The organism is Gemella sp. oral taxon 928 (assembly GCF_001553915.1).
Lineage (GTDB): Bacteria > Bacillota > Bacilli > Staphylococcales > Gemellaceae > Gemella > Gemella massiliensis.
Window position 1 is genome coordinate 1,013,686 of sequence record NZ_CP014233.1, and the last position, 16,269, is coordinate 1,029,954.

18 protein-coding genes and 1 pseudogene are annotated in these 16,269 nt (G+C 29.0%); 5 read left to right on the forward strand and 14 right to left on the reverse strand.

Annotated features, from left to right (window positions below):
• Positions 1-7 precede the first annotated feature (7 nt).
• Positions 8-649, forward strand: coding sequence for a tRNA (guanosine(46)-N7)-methyltransferase TrmB (trmB, locus tag AXE85_RS04570; protein ID WP_062173430.1), 642 nt, complete (start codon positions 8-10; stop codon positions 647-649).
• 124 nt (positions 650-773) lie between these two features.
• On the forward strand, positions 774-1,331 hold the full coding sequence (gene efp, locus AXE85_RS04575) for an elongation factor P (RefSeq protein WP_062173432.1): 558 nt from the start codon (positions 774-776) through the stop codon (positions 1,329-1,331).
• A 74-nt stretch (positions 1,332-1,405) separates the two neighbouring features.
• On the opposite strand, the gene AXE85_RS04580 is transcribed toward efp, so the two are convergent.
• Positions 1,406-2,737: an MATE family efflux transporter gene (locus AXE85_RS04580; RefSeq protein ID WP_062173434.1), complete on the reverse strand. Its 1,332-nt coding sequence runs from the start codon at positions 2,735-2,737 to the stop codon at positions 1,406-1,408.
• Positions 2,738-2,758: 21 nt separating this feature from the next.
• The gene (locus tag AXE85_RS04585) at positions 2,759-3,346 is read right to left on the reverse strand and encodes a TetR/AcrR family transcriptional regulator (RefSeq protein ID WP_062173436.1); all 588 of its coding nucleotides are present in this window, start codon (positions 3,344-3,346) and stop codon (positions 2,759-2,761) included.
• 262 nt (positions 3,347-3,608) lie between these two features.
• On the opposite strand from AXE85_RS04585, the pseudogene AXE85_RS04590 reads away from it, so the two are divergent.
• The 3 genes and pseudogenes from AXE85_RS04590 (at position 3,609) to xerS (ending at position 6,561) form a co-directional block, all read left to right on the forward strand.
• A pseudogene (locus AXE85_RS04590) lies at positions 3,609-5,003 on the forward strand (GntT/GntP/DsdX family permease).
• A 113-nt stretch (positions 5,004-5,116) separates the two neighbouring features.
• The gene (rpmB, locus tag AXE85_RS04595; RefSeq protein ID WP_006365046.1) at positions 5,117-5,305 is read left to right on the forward strand and encodes a 50S ribosomal protein L28; all 189 of its coding nucleotides are present in this window, start codon (positions 5,117-5,119) and stop codon (positions 5,303-5,305) included.
• A gap of 203 nt (positions 5,306-5,508) precedes the next feature.
• The gene (xerS, locus tag AXE85_RS04600) at positions 5,509-6,561 is read left to right on the forward strand and encodes a tyrosine recombinase XerS (protein WP_082729126.1); all 1,053 of its coding nucleotides are present in this window, start codon (positions 5,509-5,511) and stop codon (positions 6,559-6,561) included.
• 77 nt (positions 6,562-6,638) lie between these two features.
• Here the strand turns inward: xerS and pgsA are convergent, their stop codons facing one another.
• The 12 genes from pgsA to ylxM all read right to left on the reverse strand — a co-directional run bounded on the left by pgsA (position 6,639) and on the right by ylxM (position 16,235).
• Entirely contained in the window at positions 6,639-7,208 is a 570-nt protein-coding gene (gene pgsA, locus AXE85_RS04605; RefSeq protein WP_062173440.1) for a CDP-diacylglycerol--glycerol-3-phosphate 3-phosphatidyltransferase, read from the reverse strand.
• A 145-nt stretch (positions 7,209-7,353) separates the two neighbouring features.
• On the reverse strand, positions 7,354-8,046 hold the full coding sequence (locus tag AXE85_RS04610) for a hypothetical protein (protein WP_062173442.1): 693 nt from the start codon (positions 8,044-8,046) through the stop codon (positions 7,354-7,356).
• 60 nt (positions 8,047-8,106) lie between these two features.
• A complete protein-coding gene (locus tag AXE85_RS04615) occupies positions 8,107-10,134 on the reverse strand; it encodes a DNA translocase FtsK (RefSeq protein WP_062174734.1) in 2,028 nt (675 codons plus the stop codon).
• Between the two features lie 190 nt (positions 10,135-10,324).
• Positions 10,325-10,561 (reverse strand): ferredoxin, encoded by a 237-nt coding sequence (locus AXE85_RS04620; RefSeq protein ID WP_062173444.1) that lies wholly within the window; start codon positions 10,559-10,561, stop codon positions 10,325-10,327.
• Positions 10,551-11,135 (reverse strand): XTP/dITP diphosphatase, encoded by a 585-nt coding sequence (locus tag AXE85_RS04625; protein WP_062173446.1) that lies wholly within the window; start codon positions 11,133-11,135, stop codon positions 10,551-10,553. Before AXE85_RS04625 ends, AXE85_RS04620 begins: the two co-directional genes overlap by 11 nt.
• Before the next feature lie 10 nt (positions 11,136-11,145).
• Complete coding sequence (gene racE / locus AXE85_RS04630) at positions 11,146-11,937, reverse strand: glutamate racemase (RefSeq protein WP_062173448.1); 792 nt, start codon at positions 11,935-11,937, stop codon at positions 11,146-11,148.
• Positions 11,938-11,955: 18 nt separating this feature from the next.
• Positions 11,956-12,684: a DNA repair protein RecO gene (recO, locus tag AXE85_RS04635; protein WP_231723750.1), complete on the reverse strand. Its 729-nt coding sequence runs from the start codon at positions 12,682-12,684 to the stop codon at positions 11,956-11,958.
• Complete coding sequence (gene era / locus AXE85_RS04640; protein ID WP_062173452.1) at positions 12,671-13,582, reverse strand: GTPase Era; 912 nt, start codon at positions 13,580-13,582, stop codon at positions 12,671-12,673. The genes recO and era overlap by 14 nt, the downstream gene beginning before the upstream one ends.
• Before the next feature lie 2 nt (positions 13,583-13,584).
• A complete protein-coding gene (gene ybeY, locus AXE85_RS04645) occupies positions 13,585-14,058 on the reverse strand; it encodes an rRNA maturation RNase YbeY (protein WP_062173454.1) in 474 nt (157 codons plus the stop codon).
• A 9-nt stretch (positions 14,059-14,067) separates the two neighbouring features.
• Positions 14,068-14,541, reverse strand: a complete 474-nt coding sequence (trmL, locus tag AXE85_RS04650) for a tRNA (uridine(34)/cytosine(34)/5-carboxymethylaminomethyluridine(34)-2'-O)-methyltransferase TrmL (protein WP_062173457.1) — start codon at positions 14,539-14,541, stop codon at positions 14,068-14,070.
• A gap of 6 nt (positions 14,542-14,547) precedes the next feature.
• Positions 14,548-15,900 (reverse strand): signal recognition particle protein, encoded by a 1,353-nt coding sequence (gene ffh, locus AXE85_RS04655; protein WP_062173459.1) that lies wholly within the window; start codon positions 15,898-15,900, stop codon positions 14,548-14,550.
• 11 nt (positions 15,901-15,911) lie between these two features.
• Positions 15,912-16,235 carry a YlxM family DNA-binding protein gene (gene ylxM, locus AXE85_RS04660; protein ID WP_062173461.1) on the reverse strand — a complete coding sequence of 108 codons (324 nt, stop codon included), beginning with the start codon at positions 16,233-16,235 and terminating at the stop codon, positions 15,912-15,914.
• Between the last annotated feature and the right edge of the window lie 34 nt (positions 16,236-16,269).

Here is a 16,269-nt window from a genome sequence, read left to right on the forward strand (position 1 = left end):
AATATGAATGAGAGTTCGTAACAGATCAAATTCAAGAGAACGTCTTGAAAACAGCCCCTTAGTATTTTTACAACCAAAGGATAACAAGGGAAAATGGAAAAACATTTTTGGAAACAACAATCCTATACATCTGGAAATAGGAAGTGGAAAAGGGAAGTTTATTCACACATTAGCGGAAAAATATCCAAATATTAATTTTATCGCAATGGAATCACAACAAACTGTACTTAGCTTTTTGCTGGATAAGATTGAAGAAACATATCGAGATAATCTAAAACTTATTTCAGGGAATGCAGAAGATTTATTAGATTATTTTGCACCATTTGAAATAAGTAAACTATATTTAAATTTTTCAGATCCATGGCCTAAGACACGTCATGAAAAACGACGTTTAACATTTAGTAAATTTTTGGAACGTTATGAAATTATCTTAAATAATAAAAAGACTATTGTCCAAAAAACTGATAATCAAGGGCTATTTGAATATAGTCTTATGAGTTTTGCAAAAAATGATTTTACTTTTGAAAAAATATCGCTGGATTTGACAAACAGTATATATGAAGAAGATAATGTTCACACTGAATATGAGGATAAGTTTATCCAAAAGGGTAATAAAATTTACATGGTAGAAGCCGTAAAAGAAAATTAAATTAAAAAATTATGTTGCACTTTACATATTTTTATTTATGTAAAGTTAACTATAAATTTAGTATTGATTAAATAAAAGAAATTAATTATAATAATAATTAGTAATATTCAAAGGAGATTTAAAAATGATTTCAGTAAATGATTTTAAAACCGGTGTTACTATTGAAGTTGATGGTAACATTTGGAAAGTGTTAGAATTTCAACACGTTAAACCGGGAAAAGGAGCTGCATTTGTTCGTTCTAAACTTAGAAATATGAGAACCGGTGCCGTAAATGATAAAACGTTTAGAGCAGGTGAGAAAGTTGCCAAAGCACAAATAAACAATCAAAAAATGTCTTATCTATATTCAACAGGTGATGCTTATGTGTTTATGGATAATGCTACTTATGAACAAATAGAAGTACCGGAAGAAAACCTTACTCATGAGTTGAACTTCTTAAAAGAAAACATGGAAGTTTCGATTTTAATGTTTGGAGATGAAATTTTAGGAATTGATTTACCAACAACAGTTGAATTACTTGTTACAGAGACAGAACCGGGTGTAAAAGGGGATACAGCACAAGGTGCTTCTAAATCTGCAACAGTAGAAACCGGCTATACATTACAAGTACCGTTATTCGTAAAAGAAGGAGATATATTAGTTATCAACACAGCAGAAGGTAACTATGTATCAAGAGCATAATTATTGTACAAAAATAACCATTTGTAAATTCAAATGGTTATTTTTGTATGTACAATACCTTAATAATACGGATTTTAATTAAATTTTTTTATTGTTTTTAAATATGTGAGCATACCTAAAACAACGATTAAAATATCTATAACCGGCGTTGTAAACCAAACTGCTTTAAGACCGAAAAACATTGGTAATATTATCATCGCAGGTACAAATATTATAACTTGTCTTAACATTACCAAGCGTCCGGCAGATTTTGCATCACCAATCGCTTGGAAAAATGTTAGTAACATTATCATTACTCCATATAAAATGAAAGCACTATAAAGTATTCTAAAACTTGTTACTCCATTTATTAAAGAATTTCCTGTTAAACCAAAAAGACTTAATAGTGGTTTAGTAAAAATAATTGATGGTATCCAAAAAATAGCAGCTAACACAATAGAGTAGATTGTAAATATTTTAAAAATTGATCTGACTCTATCATATTGTTTTGCGCCGAAATTCGCTCCTATTGCCGGTTGTAGTCCTTGGCTCATACCCCAAATTGGAATAAATGAAAATGCCAATATTCTTAATGAAGCTGCCATTATTGATCCGGCTTCATCTTCACCGTACCTGAATGCTTGATTGTATAATAAACTTTGCTGAATAATAGTTAAAACCTGCATTAACATCGCAGATACTCCAATAGAAAATACTTCTTTATAAATACTGGTTTCACTAATAATTTTATTAATTTTAACAGTATTACTTTTATATTTAAAATAATAAAATGTGATAATTGCTTGAATTATTTGTGCTGTAATAGTTGCAATGGCAGCACCTTCAATTCCTCTATCTCCCATTGATATCATAAATATAGGGTCTAAAATAATATTAATTACAGCACCAATTCCCATAATTAGCATTGCTCTTTTCATTAATCCTTCACCACGCATAACCATATTGGCTGCCTGAGCAAAATTGACAAATAGAGAACCTATAAATATAATTTTTAAATAACGCGTAGCTAAATCTAATATATTTCCGCTTGCTCCTACCAAACTCAAAAATTGTTTTGAAAATAAAAAACCTATAATTGTTATAATAACTGACAATAGAATAACCCAATAAAGTAAATTATTCATAATTTTATCGATAGTGTTTTGATTTCTTTCTCCTATAGCACGAGATAAGACAGAGGCGGAACCTACACCGATTAACGTTGCAATTCCTGTATTAAAGTATGTAAAAGGCATTGCAACACCTACAGCGGTCATTGCATCTTGCCCTAAAAGTTGTCCTGCAAATATACCATCCATTAAAGGATATAATCCTATAACAATCATTCCAATAATTGCGGGGATAGATAATTTAACCATAATATTAAGTGGAGTAGCAGTTAGTAACTCCTTACTATTTTTATCCATATTTATCATTCCTTTCATTGATTATTTTATAATAATATTTTTTGTTAAATATGATTCAATCATAAATTCTAGCTGGTTTCTATTTTTTATAAAATTTTTTCTAATATCAATTAATTCGCACCCTAGCACTGAAGTATTAATTATACACGTAATAAATTCAAGTATTTCATCAAGAGAACAAATACAATCAATTTTCTCAAAAAATTTTTTAAGGCTATTTATAGAATCTTTTTTTAATTTTTCAAAAAGTTTTTTTAAACTTTCATCTTCATTTAATTGTTGTAAAAACATAACATACAATGGTGTAAATTCATTATCAGCCAACATTTTGTCAACTATTAATTCTGCTAATAATTTATTTGTAACTGTATTATTATTAATTTTTTCAAACATAATATTTTTTCTGTAGATATTCCCTTCTATCATTATATCGTAAAGTATTTCGCCTGTACTCTTATAATGGTGGTATAGACCGCCAATAGACATTTCAGAAGCAACTACTATATCTTGCATAGTAGTATTTTTAAATCCTTTTTCTAAAAATAATTCTTTTGCTATATCTTGTATAAATTTTTTTCTTTCTTCTTTTTTTAATCTTTTTGCCGACATAATATTTTCCCACTTATAAATTTTTATTATACCGAGATTATCCTCGGTAATGAATTGATTATATAATAACATATTTTTTTTTAATTTACAAGTTAGTAAAGCGAAAAAAGTTTTCCAAAGTGAAGTTATTAAATAATAAAATAATGTTTATAGTAAAATGATCTAAATGTTAATTAATATTAAATTACTTATCAATTCAATTTTTAGAAACGTTTTTGAAAAAATGTTATAATAAACTTTATAAAAATTTTAAGGAGTGAGTATGTTAAAAAAAAATAAGTTATCTATTATTAGCATATTATTTTTAATAATATCAACAGTGCTTATATTAAATAATTCAATACGGTTATTTACGGTTTTTATTGGGATTATAGCATTGATTATATTAATAACTAAATTAAACGTTGAACCGTTTATATCTATTTTATTAATTTCAATTATTCTAGGATTAATTCTCGGATTATCACCGATAGAAATTATTGATACTGTAGAAAAGGGGAATGGTGTATTACTAGGTCATCTATCACTTATTTTAGGATTAGGGGCTATGTTGGGTTCTTTACTGAATACTTCAAAAGTAGCAGAAATTACCGCAACACGCTTAATTGACTTTTTTGGTGTTAAAGGTATTCAATGGGGTCTTATTGTTGCCGGTATGTGTATTAGTTTTTCATTATTTTTTGATGTAGCATTTATTTTGATTATTCCAATAGTTCTCAATATTGCAAAACACTAAAATGTCAATAAACTTTGGTTAGCACTTCCTACCGGTATCTCTATTTTAACAATACATGCGTTATTTCCACCACATCCCAGTCCAAGTATTATAGTAAAAAGTTTTAATTTACAAATCACTGAAGTTATGTACTATGGTTTAATAGTGGCTATTCCAACGGTAATAATAAGTGGTGTGTTATTAACTAAAATTACTCTTACTAGTTCAGAGCAAAAAACAAAGCAAAAAAATGAATTGAGTTTTGATAATACTGATAGTAGCATTAGCTTTTCTATTTCTATTTTTATTTTATTACTGCCGGTTATTTTAATAACAATACCACAGTTGATAATATCAATGATAAGTCTACCAAAGACGGTAAATTCATATTTGAAGTTGATTTCTAATCCTATTTCGGCTCTTATAATCACTCTTATCATAGCAATAGTAAGATTAGGAATAATGAGAGGGCAAAAAATTTCTCAAATTTCTAATGATTTAACCCTATCTGCAAAATCTATAGCAACAGTGTTATTAATTAATGGAGCAGCAGGGGGGTTAAAACAGATTTTAATAGATGCAAAGGTTACTGAAGAGATAGTTAGTATAACATCAAAACTTAATATTTCAGTATTACTTATTAGTTTCGTGGTTGCTGCGATATTAAGGATTACTCTAGGAAGCAGTACGGTATCTGCTATCACAACATTGGCAATAGTAGAACCGATGATTAATAGTATAAATTATCCTGCAACTTTGGTTATGCTTAGCATTGCAGCTGGAAGTATGTTTTGTTCTCATGTTAACGATCCGGGTTTTTGACTATTCAAACAATATTTAAACCTTGATTTAAAGTCAACATTTAAGACATGGACTTTTGGTACAAGTGTCGCCAGTATAATTGCGTTTGTAATAGTTTTATTATTGGTTCAATTCAGTTAATTTAAAAATTATAAACAATATCACTTGCTATACGTGTTAGTATATGGTATATTATATTTTGTGTATGTAGTAAATGTTATGAATAAACTATTTCCAAAAAGGAGGATTAATTCATGGCAAAAGTTTGTTACGTTACCGGACGTAAAGCACGTTCAGGAAATACTCGTTCACATGCGATGAACGCATCAAAAAGAAAATTCAAAGCTAATCTACAAAAAGTAACAATTTTAGTAGATGGACAACCTAAAAAAGTTTGGGTTTCTGCTAGAGCTTTAAAATCTGGAAAAGTTGAGCGTGTATAATTAGCAATAGACTTTAAACTATCTAAGATTATCTTAGGTAGTTTTTTACTTTGTAATCTTAAATTTTGAGGTATTAAAATTTGAAATTAAAAATCTAATAGTGATTAAAAGAGTTGAAAAAATAATTTATATATATTATAATATAATTGTTCGCATAATACATATTATATGCATAAATTATTGTGTAAAGGAGAAATATAATAGTGGTACGCAATCAACGTGATTATTACCGTCAAAAAATAAATAAACTCATTCCTGAATTTCCTGATTATATTGAGGATTTTATTGATACTTATTATTATATTTTATCGCCACTTACGTTGCATAGATATTTAGAAACATATAAAAATTTTCTTTCTTGGTTAATTAGTGAAACTATTTCTCATGCTGATATAATTAAAAATGTAGAACTCTCTACATTAGAAAATATCTCAAAAAAAGAAATGGAAAGTTATTTTAAATATCTTTCTCGTGAAGCAATAAACGGTAAATATCGTACACAAACAACAATAAACAATTATAAAGCTGCTATGCGTTCTCTTTATAAATTTCTTACTGTAACGAGTGAAAATGAACAAGGGCGTGCTTATTTTGAGCGTAATGTTATGCTTAAAATACCTATTACACGTGTTAAAGAAACATTATCTTCACGTTCAAAAAAAATATCAGAAAAAATTTTTCTTGATTCGCAAGATGAAGAATTTCTTGATTTTGTCGAAAATCAATATGAAAATACACTTTCTAAACATGCTAAAATATTTTTTTTACGTGATAAAACAAGAGATATAGCTATCCTCACCCTTTTCTTAAAAAGTGGTATTCGTGTTAATGAGTTGGCTAATCTTAAAGTGAAAGATATTGATTTTCTTAATAGTGAAATTAATGTAATTCGTAAAGGAAATAAAACAGATACGGTAATTATACCGGAATCTGCTCTCACTAAATTGAATATATATTTTAATTCATTGGCATTAAAACCAACAAGTGAAGATTTTGTTTTTACATCTAAAAATAAAACCGGACTTTCAATTCGTGCTATTCAAAAGTTAGTAATGAAATATACCGACGCATTTAATGTTCCAATGTCACCACATAAACTCCGCCATAGTTACGGTACAAAATTAGCATTAAAAACAAATGGTAATATTCCAATTATAATGACTCAAATGGGTCATTCAAACAGTGATACTTCTATGCTTTACATTAATGAATCTAAAAAGATAATAAAACAATCTATTGACAAACTTGATGAATAATATCGCTTTAAACATTTTAAATAGTTTTCAAACAAAATCGCAGAAGAATTTATCAATTATATCTTCTGCGATTTTGTTTATTTAAAAACATGTATAGAATTCTTAAAATATTCCAAACCTGAAAGGATAGTTAAAATAACGGAAATCCAAAGTAAAATATAATCTAATTCAAAATTCCACGTATTAAAAATAGGATTCCCCAGCAAAATAAGTATAATAGCTACCAATTGACTTACTGTCTTCAATTTTCCCAGTACACCGGCAGGTATAACTTTACCTTTTTCCACCGCCAATAGTCGAAGCCCTGTTACAGCAAACTCTCTTGCAATAACGACAACAACCATCCAACTGTGCATCATCCCCAGTTCAACCATTACAATAAATGCACTTCCTACAAGCAGTTTATCCGCTAGCGGATCTAAAAATTTCCCCATATTTGTTATAAGATTATATTTTCTTGCTAAATAACCATCAACAAAATCTGTTATAGAAGCAAAAATAAATATTAAAGCGGCAATAAAAGTGTTTAACTTAATAGATCTCCCATTTATTATTGATATAGAACCACCCATATCAATTAGTAAAAAAATTATAAAAACCGGTATTAAAATTGTTCTAAATAATGTTATTTTGTTTGGTAGATTCATCGTAATTACTTATCCTTCTGACTTTTGTTTTATCTTTTTTAATGTACTAATTTATTATAACATAAACAATGATTAGCTACAATATAAAAACAATGAGAAAACCTTTAAAGTAATGGTTTTCTCATTGTTTTATTAATTAAGCATATTATTGGCTCTTTTGATTATTAGGCACAGTCGCACCTGAGTTTTGTCTTGCAGGTTGAGTAGGAGTAACAACAGGCGGTGTTGTTTGTCCTTGAGCTGTTTGACCGTTAGTTTGGTCTTGTGTTTGCGTAGAAGGTGCAGCTTGCTGTGCACTGGCTGCTGCAAGAACTTCATTATTTGCTACCAGTACATTTGCTATTGTTGTTAATGTCGTTGCACCGTCTCCTTCATTTTCATATATCACGGTTTTTTCTTTTTCAATAATTGCTTGTAACGCATTTAAACTATCTTTAGCCGAATTAACTTTTTCACTATCTTGTTTATCTACTTGTGATAATGTATTATTCTGAATTTCTTTTTCTATTAAAGATGATAAACTAGTACGCATTTGTTTAAGCACATCATTAAATAATTTAATTTCGTCATCTTTATTTTTAGAAGTTATCTCATCTTTTTTATCAAGTAATGTTTTAAGTTCAGATACTTTTTTGTCTAATGTATCTACTTCGTTAAACTTATTCAAACTATTATTTATAAATTTTGTGTTAGCTGTTTCTTGAGAATTATTATTACTTGTTACAGGTTTATTATTTTTATAGCTTTGTTCTTTATTATATGCGTAGGCAGAAAGCCCTCCTATAATAAATAATAATGCAACAAGTATTCCTGATAATAATTTATTATTTTTTTTCATTATTTGTACCTCTTAATATTATTTAAGTTAACATAATTTAATATATGTAAATAAAATTTATTAGTTATCTTCCGAAAATTCTTTTTCTAAAAAAACCTTTCTAGGTTTTGCACCATCTGCCGGGCCTATGTAACCATCATCTTCCAACATTTCAACAATACGTGCAGCTCTATTATAACCTATTTTAAACCTTCTTTGCAATAGTGATGCAGATGCTTTTTGTGTTTTTGCGATAAATAGTAGCACTTCTTTATAAAGGGGATCTATTTCATTATTACCTACCCCGTTATTTTCCTTTGTTGTTTCACTTGGTGTCATATTTGGATCATATTGTGCTTTTGACTGACTTTTTACATAATCTACTACCTTTTCAACTTCTTCATCTGATAAATAAGCACCTTGGATACGTACAGGTTTATTTGAATCGGCTGACAGATAAAGCATATCGCCTTTACCAAGCAATGTTTCAGCACCTGATTTATCAAGTATAGTCCTTGAATCAACACTGGAACTTACCGCAAAAGCTATACGTGATGGAATATTTGTTTTAATTACCCCCGTAATAACATCAACCGATGGACGTTGTGTGGCAATAATCATATGAATACCTGCAGCACGTGCTTTTTGTGCTATTCGTGCTATTGATTCTTCCACCTCTTTCGATGAAACCATCATCAAATCAGCAAGCTCGTCAATTATAACGACAATATATGGTAATTTTTTATAATCCGGATCTTTTTCGGCTATTTTATTATAGCCTTCCATATTTCTAACTCTAGCACGTGAAAATTCACGATATCTATTTTCCATTTCAAGAACAACCTTATGTAATACATCGGCAGCCTTTAACGGATCGGTAACAACCGACGTTAGTAGATGTGGAATACCATCGTAAATGGAAAGTTCTACCATTTTAGGATCAATCATTATCAATTTAACTTTGTCAGGTTTATTTTTGAGTAAAATACTGGTTATTATTGTATTTACACAAACCGACTTACCACTGCCGGTAGATCCTGCAATAAGTAAATGAGGTGTTTTGTCCAAACGTGTAAAGATAGCTTCTCCTGAAACATCTTTACCCAAAGCCACTGATAATGGTGAGTTATCCTTACTGTTAACAAATACTTCTTTCATTGTTACAAGTTCATTAATTGTATTCGGAATTTCTATACCTATAAGTGATTTACCCGGAATTGGAGCCTCAATACGAACATCTTTTGCTGCTAAATTTAGCGCAATATCATTGCTTAAATTAACAATTTTACTTACTTTTGTACCTGGTGTTGGTAAAATTTGAAACTGTGTAATTGATGGGCCGACTATAGCCTTAACAATTTTTACTTCTATACCGAAGTTGTTAAAAGTACTTTGCAAAATTTTTGATTTTTTAACGACATCGCTTTTAGTTATAGTTTGTTGTTTTGTAGGATTGTTAAGCAAGGATATGGAAGGTAAAATATAACTATCATAAGATTCTTCTTCTTTTTTTACATTATCAAACTCAGAAACTTCTTCATTAAATTCTCTTATGTCAACTTCCAATTCTTTATTTTTTATTTTATTATAGCGTTTCTCATTGGAATTTTCTATTATCTTATCATTCTCAGAAATTATTACTTCATAATCATCTTTATTTTCACTTTCCGACTCATATACATTTTTATCAAATGCGTTTTGTATGGTATTTTTTACTTTTAGAACAAACATTCGATGATGAATATTCAGGTATAGTATTATTGTTGTGATTATCACTGAAATAACAACGAGTAGCGCTCCGTAATATGATAATAAGTATATAAGTAATTTTACAGGAAAATATGAAATCACTCCACCGCCATAAAGTGATACTTTATCATTATAAATATCATTAAAATTGATATAGTTCATATCTTTATTACCAATTAAAATTAGTTGGAATAAAAAGTCAATAAGTACTAATATTACAATAAGAAAAATTGGTGATTTCAATTTTTTGTTAATTACATGATATATCGGAATACTGGCTAATATTAAATACAACAGATAGCTAAAATTACCAAAACAGTATTTAAATACAGCATCAAAAAATTTCCCAATAACTCCCATTTGTAAAACTGATAAAATTACTATAATGATAGAAATCATAAAAAATATTGAACGATATGTTTCTTTAGAAAGTGTAGGAATATTATTTTTTTTCGATGATTTTTTTGTTTTTGCAGATTTTTTCTTTTTAGGTATTGCTCCTATCTTTTGTGTTTTTACTTGTTTTGTTTTTTTCTTTGTTGTAGTTTTTTTAGTACTCAATCTGCTCTCCTTCCTTATTATCTTCCACAATAACTGACTCAGTCGGGCAATTCTCACATGCTTCTTTTATTAAACTTTCATATTTTTCAGGAATAACTGCACTCATAGAATTATTATCAATATGACAAAATGCTATGCCGTCTTCATCATAATCGTATACATCCGGGCAAATTGCACTGCAATTCCCACATGCAATACAATCTTCCCTATTTATTTTAGTTTTCATTAATTTGTTCCCTTAAGTAACTTGCTAATTCGTTTAAAGAATTTCTTCTATGACTAATAGAATTTTTTTCTTCACTGCTTAGTTCAGCAAATGTTTTATTTAATTTTTCTATGTAAAAAATTGGGTCATAACCAAATCCGTTATTACCACGTTGTTTTGAAATGATTTTTCCATGACATTCTCCTCTAAATGTTATCTCTTCTCCATTGGGAGTTACTAAAGCTATAACAGATACAAAATGTGCCGGAGATTCTTTCCCATTAAGTTTTGTTATTACCTTTTCAATATTTTTTTCATCAGTTTGTTCCTTTGAATAGCGAGAAGAATAAATACCCGGTTCACCATTTAATAAATCTATTACCAACCCACTATCATCGGCTATTGAAGTTTTTTTAGTATAATTAGAAATAATTCTCGCCTTTATAAGTGCATTTTCTTCAAAAGTGACTCCATCTTCAATAATTTCATCAAAAAATCCAACATCGGCAAGGCTTAATATATTATAATTTGTTAAAATTTCTTTAATTTCTTCAATTTTATGTGTATTATTTGATGCTAATACCAACTCTTTCATGACATACTCCTTAAATATCCACTATCTGTGCAATAATATCTTGTTTTAACCATTTCGAAGCTATATTATTAAAATTTTTTCCTTCTTGAGATATAAAAAATTGATGTGCAGTTTTATTTAATTTTTTTTGATGTAATTTTTCATAAGTAAGGACGGTACTCACTTCACGTGCGGCTTCCCTACCGGAAGAAATAACTTTAATATCCTTACCATAAAATTTTTCTATTTCTTTTTTTAATATAGGGTAATGTGTACAACCAAGAACAACAGTATCCATGTCCAGTTTTTTTGTTTCATCCAATGCTTCTTTTAATAGATTTTCGGTAGCATGAGGAATAAGATTACCTTCAGCTTCAATAAAAGGACAAAACGTCGGACATGCTTTATTATATACCGTCATTTCCGGATTAATATTATCGATTTCGTTATTATATACTTTAGACTGTGCGGTAAAACGTGTTCCCAATACTAATACTTTGTTGTTTTGCGATGCCTGAATAGCACGCCTTGCACCCGGTTGAACTACCCCGATTATCGGAAGTTCATATTTATCATGCAAATGATCAAGAGCTGCCGCAGTCGCAGTATTGCACGCTAAAACAATCATCTTAACGCCTTTACTAATTAAAAACTTCACAGCTTTTTCTGTGTACTTAATAATTTCTTCTTTTTTTCTATCTCCATATGGGCAATTTTTCACATCACCAAAATAATAGATAGTTTCATTTGGCAGTTGCCTCATAATTTCTCTAGCAACTGTTAAACCACCTACACCGCTATCAAAAACTCCTATAGCACTCATTTTATAAAATCCTTTCTACTAAATAGAGTTAAGTAATTTCTCCAACTCTATTATTTTTGGGTATGATTTTGTTTCAATTCCAACATATTCCTTAAACAATAAATTGCAAAATTCAAATAAGGAAACTAATTCTCTATCGCTAATATCCAATGTTTCTAAAAAATTTATCGGTTTTATGCTAAAGTAATAAACCAACTTTACAAGACTGTTATTTATGGTATAACATCCTTGGTCTAAATGATTTTTATCTACAAAAATACTGTATCTAAAACTATATGCCACATATTCTAAATCTGTTTTTTGATATTTAAAATTAAAACCGTGTACTTTTAATAAATTAATTAAGCAATAAATCGTAACTAAACGTTCAGATATGTTACGATTCATGTAATCTAAACACTTACCAAGAAGCTTATATATGTTTAAATATGTATCATTGCTATACGCGATATACTCTATTATGTTAGTGGCATACGCATTTTTCATAACATCATAAATTATGGTGTTATACATATTTTCTATTTCCAATGCTATTATTTTATTCATCCCACCTGTTGGAAAATAATTAATCAAAACTTTGTATGGGATATTTACCTTTAATTTTTTTTTATTCTTATAAACATTTTCATAAAAAAAGCTTTCAATACATCCATGTTCGGTTAAAACATGAAGTATCTCATGATAATCACGATATTTTATTTTTTTTATTATTATACCTGTTACATAATTATTTCTAGTCAAAGACATCATCCCTATAGCCTAAATCACGGATTAAATTAGGTTTTGAACGCCAATTATCAATTACTTTTACCCATAACTCAAGAAATACCCTTTCTCCAAGTAGTATTTCAATATCTTTTCTAGCACGAGTACCAATCTCTTTTATCATTTTCCCCTGTTTTCCAATAATCATACCTTTTTGTGATTTTCGTTCAACAACTATTGTAGCTATAATATTTTTTTTCTTACCTTTTTCTTTTGAAATTTTATCAATAACAACCGCAATAGAATGTGGAATTTCCTGTTCAGTAAGTTGCAAAACTTTTTCACGAATAAATTCAGAAATAACAAAATATTCGGGAGAATCTGTAATGACGTCATCAGGATACATTTTTATGCTTGGAATTAAATATTTTTTAGTTGTCTTTAATAAATTATCAACATTAATAGATTTCAAAGCTGAAATAGGAACAATCTCTACAAAATCATGCAAATTTCTATAAAATTCTATAATTTCTATTATATTTTCCGGACTAATTAAATCTATTTTATTTATTAATAAAAAGGTCGGAACATTAAGTTCTTTTATAATATTAATAATATGTTGATCACCACTACCGAATTTTTCATTAGCATTAATTATTAAATAAACTATTTCTGAATCTTTAATGGCGCTATTAGCCAACTTCATCATATAATCACCTAATCTATGCCTTGGTTTATGAATACCCGGTGTATCAATAAAAACGATTTGAGAATCTTCATCGGTATAAACGCCATTAATAATATTACGAGTCGTTTGCGGTTTATCTGACATAATAGCTATTTTTTGTTTAAGAATATTATTTAATAACGTTGATTTTCCTGCATTAGGTCTACCTATAATTGTTACAAAACCGGTTTTAACCTTTTCTATTGGCAACATACTTATCTCCTCAATCCAAATTTTTCTAAAATAATTTCCTGTTTCTCAAACATTTCTTTTTCATCATCTTTATTCATATGATCATATCCTAAAAGATGTAAGAAACCGTGAACTGCTAGAAATCCTATTTCTCTATCAAAACTATGATTATATTCCAATGCTTGTTCCTTAGCAATATCAACACAAATAATAACATCGCCAAGGGAGTTGATTTCATTTTCTAAACCGATAATATTAATTTCGTCTTCGACTTCATCATTTAAAGCGAATGAAATAACATCAGTGGGAACATCTTTTCCACGATATTCACGATTTATATATTGAATTTCATCTTTATTAACAAACGTAAGTGACATATCAGCAATATCGGTATTTATATTTTCATATTCGGCAGCCGTGTCTAAAAGTGACAATAGCATTTCTTTTATACTATCTTCAATCAAATTATTATTATCAATAATATCTACAAAACTCATAGTATCTCCTTAATGTAATTCATTAAAATTTTGTTGTCTTAATGCTTCATATATAATTAGTGCTGCTGTGTTTGAAAGATTAAGAGATCTGACATTATCACTCATAGGAATTCTTAAAGTTTGCTTGTGATATAATTCTCTGAAATCTTTGGGTAACCCTTTCGTTTCACGCCCGAAAATAAAGTAAATATCTTTATTCTTCCTGTTGGAAAAATTAAAATCAGAATATATTTTCTCTCCGAATTTTGTTATAAGATAATAACATTTATCATCGGTAGCAGCTAAAAATTCTTCAAAACTGTCCCAAACGACTAAATCTAAATCTTTCCAATAGTCAAGACCTGCACGTTTTACATCCTTATCATCAATAGAAAAACCGAGCGGTCTTATAAGATGTAATCGTGTATTTGTTCCGACGCATGTACGTGCAATATTTCCGGTATTAGCTGGAATTTCCGGTTGAAATAAAACTATATGATTCATACTTTTCTAAAATGGAAGTTTGCCACCAAACATTTTTCCAAGTCCCTTTCTTTTTGATTTATCATTCATAATACCGCCAAATTGTTTCATCATTTTACGCATCTCTTCAAATTGTTTAATTAACTTATGTACTTCACTTATCGGTCGTCCACTACCTTGTGCTATACGTTTTCTGCGTGGAACACTGATAATATCAGGATTTTGACGTTCTTCCGGTGTCATTGATTTAATAATCGCTTCAACATAAACAAATTGTTTTTCATCAACAGAATCAAGATTTATATTTTTTATTTTACCCATACCCGGTAGCATACCTAATATATCTTTAATACTACCAAGTTTTTTTACTTGTTCAAGTTGTGTTAGAAAATCTTCAAATGTGAAACTTTGATTCATCATTTTTTCTTGCATTTTTTTTGCTTCATCTTCATCAATAGACGCTTGTGCCTTTTCTATCAATGTCAATACATCACCCATCCCCAATATACGTGATGCCATACGTTCCGGATGGAATAATTCAAGATCATTCATCTTCTCACCCATACCAACCAATTTTATCGGTTTTCCGGTAATAGATTTAATAGACAAAGCAGCACCACCACGAGTATCACCGTCCAGTTTTGTTAATACTAAACCTGTAATATCAAGTTGTTCGTCAAATGATGTAGCTATATTGACAGCTTCTTGCCCTATCATCGAATCAACAACAAGTAAAATTTCGTCCGGTGTAACAGCTTGTTTAATATTTTTTAATTCATCCATTAATAGTTCATCAATATGTAAACGACCGGCAGTATCAACAATTACATAGTTAAAATAATGCTCTTTGGCATATTCCAATCCTTCTTTTACAATATCAACAGGATCTTTATCAACATAAAACACTTCTATATCCAATTGTTTTCCCAGTGTTCGTAATTGTTGAACAGCAGCCGGACGATAAACATCGGCTGCAATAAGCAACGGTTTTTTCTTCATCGTTTTTTTAACTTTTAACGCTAATTTCCCGGCGGTTGTCGTTTTACCTGCACCTTGTAGTCCAACCATCATAACGGTTGTGATTTTCCCGCCTTGATTTAATTCAACATTAGAGCCACCTAACAATTCAACCAATTCTTCATTAACAATTTTTACAATTTGTTGAGCCGGTGTCAGTGATTTCATAACTTCCGTACCCACAGCCCGCTCACTAATTTTTTTTACAAAACTCTTTACAACTTTAAAATTAACGTCAGCTTCCAATAACGCAAGACGAACTTCTCGCATCATTTCTTTAACATCCGCCTCAGAAACTTTCCCTTTACCGGTCAATTTAGCTATTGTATTTTGTAGTCTTTCCGACAAATTTTCAAATGCCATAATTTTTGCTCCTAATTTTCAAGTTTTTCTAACTGATAAATGTAATCTAAAATATCCTTGTTATCAGTTATTTTTTTTATTTCATTTAATAAAAATAATCGTTCATTGTTTAATTTAATTAAATTTAATTTTTCTTCAAATTGTTCTAATTCAGCTACCGTTCTTTTAATATTATTCGAAACAGCTTGTTTCGATATTGAATAATTTTCTGAAATTTCTGTTAGTGATAAATCATAAAAAAAATAATCGTTAAGATACTGTTTTTGTTTTTCACTAAGTAATTCAGAATAAAAATCATATAGTTGTGTAATTTGAATAATTTTTTCTATCTCCACAACTGCCCTCCATCCAATTTAAAAGTATATTTCT